General features: G+C 54.7%; 3 tRNA genes and 3 rRNA genes. All 6 read right to left on the bottom strand.

Annotated elements, in window-relative coordinates:
- The 6 genes from AC2YHT_RS25545 to AC2YHT_RS25520 all read right to left on the bottom strand — a co-directional run bounded on the left by AC2YHT_RS25545 (position 1) and on the right by AC2YHT_RS25520 (position 5,243).
- Positions 1–77, bottom strand: a tRNA-Met gene (locus tag AC2YHT_RS25545).
- A gap of 56 nt (positions 78–133) precedes the next feature.
- Positions 134–248, bottom strand: a 5S ribosomal RNA gene (gene rrf, locus AC2YHT_RS25540).
- Between the two features lie 102 nt (positions 249–350).
- Positions 351–3,136: ribosomal RNA gene (locus tag AC2YHT_RS25535) — 23S ribosomal RNA — on the bottom strand.
- 240 nt (positions 3,137–3,376) lie between these two features.
- Positions 3,377–3,452: transfer RNA gene (locus AC2YHT_RS25530), tRNA-Ala, on the bottom strand.
- A 53-nt stretch (positions 3,453–3,505) separates the two neighbouring features.
- Positions 3,506–3,582, bottom strand: a tRNA-Ile gene (locus AC2YHT_RS25525).
- A 177-nt stretch (positions 3,583–3,759) separates the two neighbouring features.
- Positions 3,760–5,243: ribosomal RNA gene (locus AC2YHT_RS25520) — 16S ribosomal RNA — on the bottom strand.
- Together the 16S, 23S and 5S rRNA genes with 3 tRNA genes alongside form the textbook arrangement of a ribosomal RNA operon.
- Positions 5,244–5,478: the final 235 nt, after the last annotated feature.

The raw sequence follows: 5,478 nt of genomic DNA, 5'->3' as shown, positions 1-5,478 counted from the left end.
TGGGTGCGGGGACAGGATTTGAACCTGTGACCTTCAGGTTATGAGCCTGACGAGCTACCGGGCTGCTCCACCCCGCGGCAGGGGAATATCGTGTGCAGGGTTCTGGACTTTTGGGTGTGCATCCTTTTAGCGGACCTGGCGGCGACCTACTCTCCCGCGCCTTGAGACGAAGTACCATTGGCCCTGGGGGACTTAACGACCGAGTTCGGAATGGGATCGGGTGGGGAACCCCCGGCATAGCCACCAGGTCAGCGAAAAGGATGCTGTCTGCCTGAGTTTGATTTCAGGCAGAGATTGAAGAAGACATCATTGTATGAGGCTTTGTAGAGCTTCATGGGTTTGACTGAAGAACGATCAAGCCTATCGAGCTATTAGTACCGGTAAGCTCCATGCGTCGCCGCACTTCCACACCCGGCCTATCAACGTGGTGGTCTTCCACGGCTCTCAGCGAGACCTTGTTTTGAGGTTAGTTTCCCGCTTAGATGCTTTCAGCGGTTATCTATTCCACACTTAGCTACCCTGCTGCACAGCTGGCGCCATGACAGGTCCACCAGAGGTGTGTCCATCCCGGTCCTCTCGTACTAGGGACAGATCCTCTCAAGTCTCGTACACCCACGGCAGATAGGGACCAAACTGTCTCACGACGTTCTGAACCCAGCTCACGTACCACTTTAATCGGCGAACAGCCGAACCCTTGGGACCTGCTCCAGCCCCAGGATGTGATGAGCCGACATCGAGGTGCCAAACTTTGCCGTCGATATGGACTCTTGGGCAAAATCAGCCTGTTATCCCTAGAGTACCTTTTATTCGTTGAGCGATGGCCCTTCCACGCAGGACCACCGGATCACTATGGCCGACTTTCGTCTCTGCTCGACTTGTCAGTCTCGCAGTCAGGCGGGCTTATGCCATTGCACTCGACGACCGATTTCCGACCGGTCTGAGCCCACCATCGCGCGCCTCCGTTACACTTTGGGAGGCGACCGCCCCAGTCAAACTGCCCGCCACGCCATGTCCCGGACCCGGATAACGGGCCGCGGTTAGACGTCAACAACAATAAGGGTGGTATTTCAAGGATGGCTCCACTCGGACTGGCGCCCAAGTTTCATAGCCTCCCACCTATCCTACACATGTTATTGCTAACGCCAAGGCGAAGCTGCAGTAAAGGTTCATAGGGTCTTTCCGTCTGACCGCGGGAACCCCGCATCTTCACGGGGAATTCAATTTCGCTGAGCCTGTGCTGGAGACAGTGGGGAAGTCGTTACGCCATTCGTGCAGGTCGGAACTTACCCGACAAGGAATTTCGCTACCTTAGGACCGTTATAGTTACGGCCGCCGTTTACCTGGGCTTCAATTCAGAGCTTGCACCCCTCCTTTTAACCTTCAGGCACCGGGCAGGCGTCAGACCCTATACGTCGCCTTGCGGCTTCGCAGAGCCCTGTGTTTTTGATAAACAGTCGCTACCCCCTGGCTTGTGCCACTCTTTTCTGGTTGCCCAAAGAAGAGTCACGCTTATCCCGAAGTTACGCGTGCAATTTGCCGAGTTCCTTCAGCACAGTTCTCTCAAGCGCCTTGGTATACTCTACCTACCCACCTGTGTCGGTTTCGGGTACGGTCTCCGTTGGAGTTATTTCCAGGGACCTGTTCACTGCCAGAACCAATCCAATAAGGACTGACAATTTACCAGATCCGTCACTTCCAACTGGCCCAGGAATATTTACCTGGTTCCCATCGACTACGCGTTTCCGCCTCGCCTTAGGGGCCGGCTAACCCTGCGCAGATTAGCTTTACGCAGGAACCCTTGGGTTTTCGGCGAGAGGGTCTCTCACCCTCTTTATCGCTACTCATGTCAGCATTCTCACTTCCGATACCTCCAGCAAGGCTCACGCCTCACCTTCATCGGCTTACGGAACGCTCCGCTACCGCTTGCACAAAGTGCAAACCCATACCTTCGGCGACTGGCTTTAGCCCCGTTACATTTTCCGCGCAGGTTCGCTTGACCAGTGAGCTGTTACGCTTTCTTTAAATGATGGCTGCTTCTAAGCCAACATCCTGGTTGTCAAAGCAAACCCACATCGTTTCCCACTTAGCCAGTACTTGGGGGCCTTAGATGATGGTTAGGGTTGTTTCCCTTTTCACGACGGACGTTAGCACCCGCCGTGTGTCTCCCAGATATCTCTCTCGGGTATTCGGAGTTTGATTAGAATTGGTACAGCTCGCGCCGCCCGCATCCATTCAGTGCTCTACCCCCCGAGGAGTCCGTCTGAGGCACTACCTAAATAGTTTTCGCGGAGAACCAGCTATGTCCAGGTTTGATTGGCCTTTCACCCCTATCCACAAGTCATCCGAGAATTTTTCAACATTCACCGGTTCGGTCCTCCAGTTGGTGTTACCCAACCTTCAACCTGCTCATGGATAGATCACCTGGTTTCGGGTCGTCATGCGACGTACTTATTCGCCCTATTCAGACTCGCTTTCGCTGCGCCTACACCTAACGGCTTAAGCTTGCACGGCACATGAAGTCGCTGACCCATTATACAAAAGGTACGCCGTCACCACGCGCGGTGGCTCCGACTGCTTGTAGGCTTCCGATTTCAGGATCTGTTTCACTCCCCTTGTCGGGGTGCTTTTCACCTTTCCCTCACGGTACTTGTTCGCTATCGGTCATTGAGGAGTACTTAGGCTTGGAGGGTGGTCCCCCCATGTTCAGACAGGATTTCACGTGTCCCGCCCTACTCGAGTCTGTCGCTATTTGACGCTTACGGGGCTATCACCCACTATGGCCGAGCTTCCCAGCTCGTTCAGCTTTATGTCACGACAGCACTGGCCTGGTCCCGGTTCGCTCGCCACTACTACGGGAGTCTCGGTTGATGTCCTTTCCTCCGGGTACTGAGATGTTTCAGTTCCCCGGGTTTGCTTAATGACCCTATGTATTCAGATCATTATACCTCTTCCGACCAACCGATCTTCGTCCATCCGAGGATGAACTAAGTCGGGTGACCGTAAAGGTGGGTTTCCCCATTCGGAGATAGCCGGATCAAAGGGTGCTCGCGCCTCCCCGGCTCTTATCGCAGCGTGCCACGTCCTTCATCGCCTCTCAATGCCAAGGCATCCGTCAGAAGCCCTTATGCGCTTGATCGTTCTCAGCAAAACCCATGCGCTTACCGTCTAGGGACGGTTCGCATGCGCTTTACAATTTGTCAGACAATGATGTCTTCTTAAGTCCAACCTAAACGGCTGAACCCTGCCTTCACGATGTCACTTCGCAGGCTGGCCAAAGCCAGTTGCAAACTTGATATCCTCGATCGCGATGTCCTTGCGTGTTCTCCAGCTGGCCTCGCTCAAGAAGCGAAGCGTTAGCGAGAACAGCCAACAAGGATGGTGGAGCCAGACGGATTCGAACCGACGACATCCTGCTTGCAAAGCAGGCGCTCTACCAACTGAGCTATGGCCCCGAAAGGGTGTAGCCAGGAGAGCGGTCGGTTGCGGTCCGTATGTTTGGAAAGAGTGGTAGGCCCGATAAGACTTGAACTTATGACCTCACGCTTATCAAGCGTGCGCTCTAACCAACTGAGCTACGGGCCCATAGGCCGCTCAGATCAGGTCCAGATGGACCCGCTCCAGGGCTCGCGATCGTGCTCTGAACCTCGACGGCCCAGAACAAGTGGAAAGAGAAACGAAGACGGCGGCGATCCGCTCATTTGTGTGCGTCTAGCGCACTAATCGGAGCCTCAATAGCCGAAGCTGGAGAGGCATCCTTAGAAAGGAGGTGATCCAGCCGCAGGTTCCCCTACGGCTACCTTGTTACGACTTCACCCCAGTCGCTGACCCTACCGTGGTCGCCTGCCTCTCTTGCGAGTTAGCGCAGCGCCTTCGGGTAAAGCCAACTCCCATGGTGTGACGGGCGGTGTGTACAAGGCCCGGGAACGTATTCACCGCGGCATGCTGATCCGCGATTACTAGCGATTCCAACTTCATGCTCTCGAGTTGCAGAGAACAATCCGAACTGAGACGACTTTTAGGGATTGGCTCCCCCTCGCGGGATTGCAGCCCTCTGTAGTCGCCATTGTAGCACGTGTGTAGCCCACCTTGTAAGGGCCATGAGGACTTGACGTCATCCCCGCCTTCCTCCGGATTAACTCCGGCAGTCCTGTTAGAGTGCCCAACTTAATGATGGCAACTAACAGCGAGGGTTGCGCTCGTTGCGGGACTTAACCCAACATCTCACGACACGAGCTGACGACAGCCATGCAGCACCTGTGTCCCAGTCCCCGAAGGGAAGGCCGGATCTCTCCGGATGTCCAGGCATGTCAAAAGGTGGTAAGGTTCTGCGCGTTGCTTCGAATTAAACCACATGCTCCACCGCTTGTGCGGGCCCCCGTCAATTCCTTTGAGTTTTAATCTTGCGACCGTACTCCCCAGGCGGAGTGCTTAATGCGTTAGCTGCGTCACCGACAGGCATGCCTGCCGACAACTAGCACTCATCGTTTACAGCGTGGACTACCAGGGTATCTAATCCTGTTTGCTCCCCACGCTTTCGAGCCTCAGCGTCAGTAACGGACCAGTATGTCGCCTTCGCCACTGGTGTTCTTCCGAATATCTACGAATTTCACCTCTACACTCGGAGTTCCACATACCTCTTCCGTACTCAAGACTGCCAGTATCAAAGGCAATTCCAAGGTTGAGCCCTGGGCTTTCACCTCTGACTAAACAGTCCGCCTACGCTCCCTTTACGCCCAGTAATTCCGAGCAACGCTAGCCCCCTTCGTATTACCGCGGCTGCTGGCACGAAGTTAGCCGGGGCTTCTTCTCCGGGTACCGTCATTATCGTCCCCGGTGAAAGAATTTTACAATCCTAAGACCTTCATCATTCACGCGGCATGGCTGCGTCAGGCTTTCGCCCATTGCGCAAGATTCCCCACTGCTGCCTCCCGTAGGAGTTTGGGCCGTGTCTCAGTCCCAATGTGGCTGATCATCCTCTCAGACCAGCTACTGATCGTAGCCTTGGTGAGCCTTTACCTCACCAACTAGCTAATCAGACGCGGGCCGCTCCAATGGCGATAAATCTTTCCCCCGAAGGGCACATCCGGTATTAGCTCAAGTTTCCCTGAGTTGTTCCGAACCAAAGGGCACGTTCCCACGTGTTACTCACCCGTCCGCCACTAATCCCGAAGGATCCGTTCGACTTGCATGTGTTAGGCCTGCCGCCAGCGTTCGCTCTGAGCCAGGATCAAACTCTCAGGTTGAGTTGACATTGACTCCAGCTATTTGACCGAGGGGAAAACCTCAGTCGCGTATCTGGTTTGCATAGTTTCTTGACGAGTTCCCATCACACAATGACCAGCTCCTAAGAACCAGCCACCGTATAAATGGTGTCTTCAAGAGACCGCATTCGTCAGCGTCTATTGCGTCACCCCGAAGGGTGACCGCCAGAGCGCCGCCGCCTGCGTTTCTCTTTCCAAATCAACAATGTCAAAGACC

This window comes from Caulobacter sp. SRI_008 (assembly GCF_057586355.1).
The sequence above is the reverse complement of the archived record's forward strand: the minus strand, read 5'-3'. Positions and strand labels throughout refer to the sequence as shown.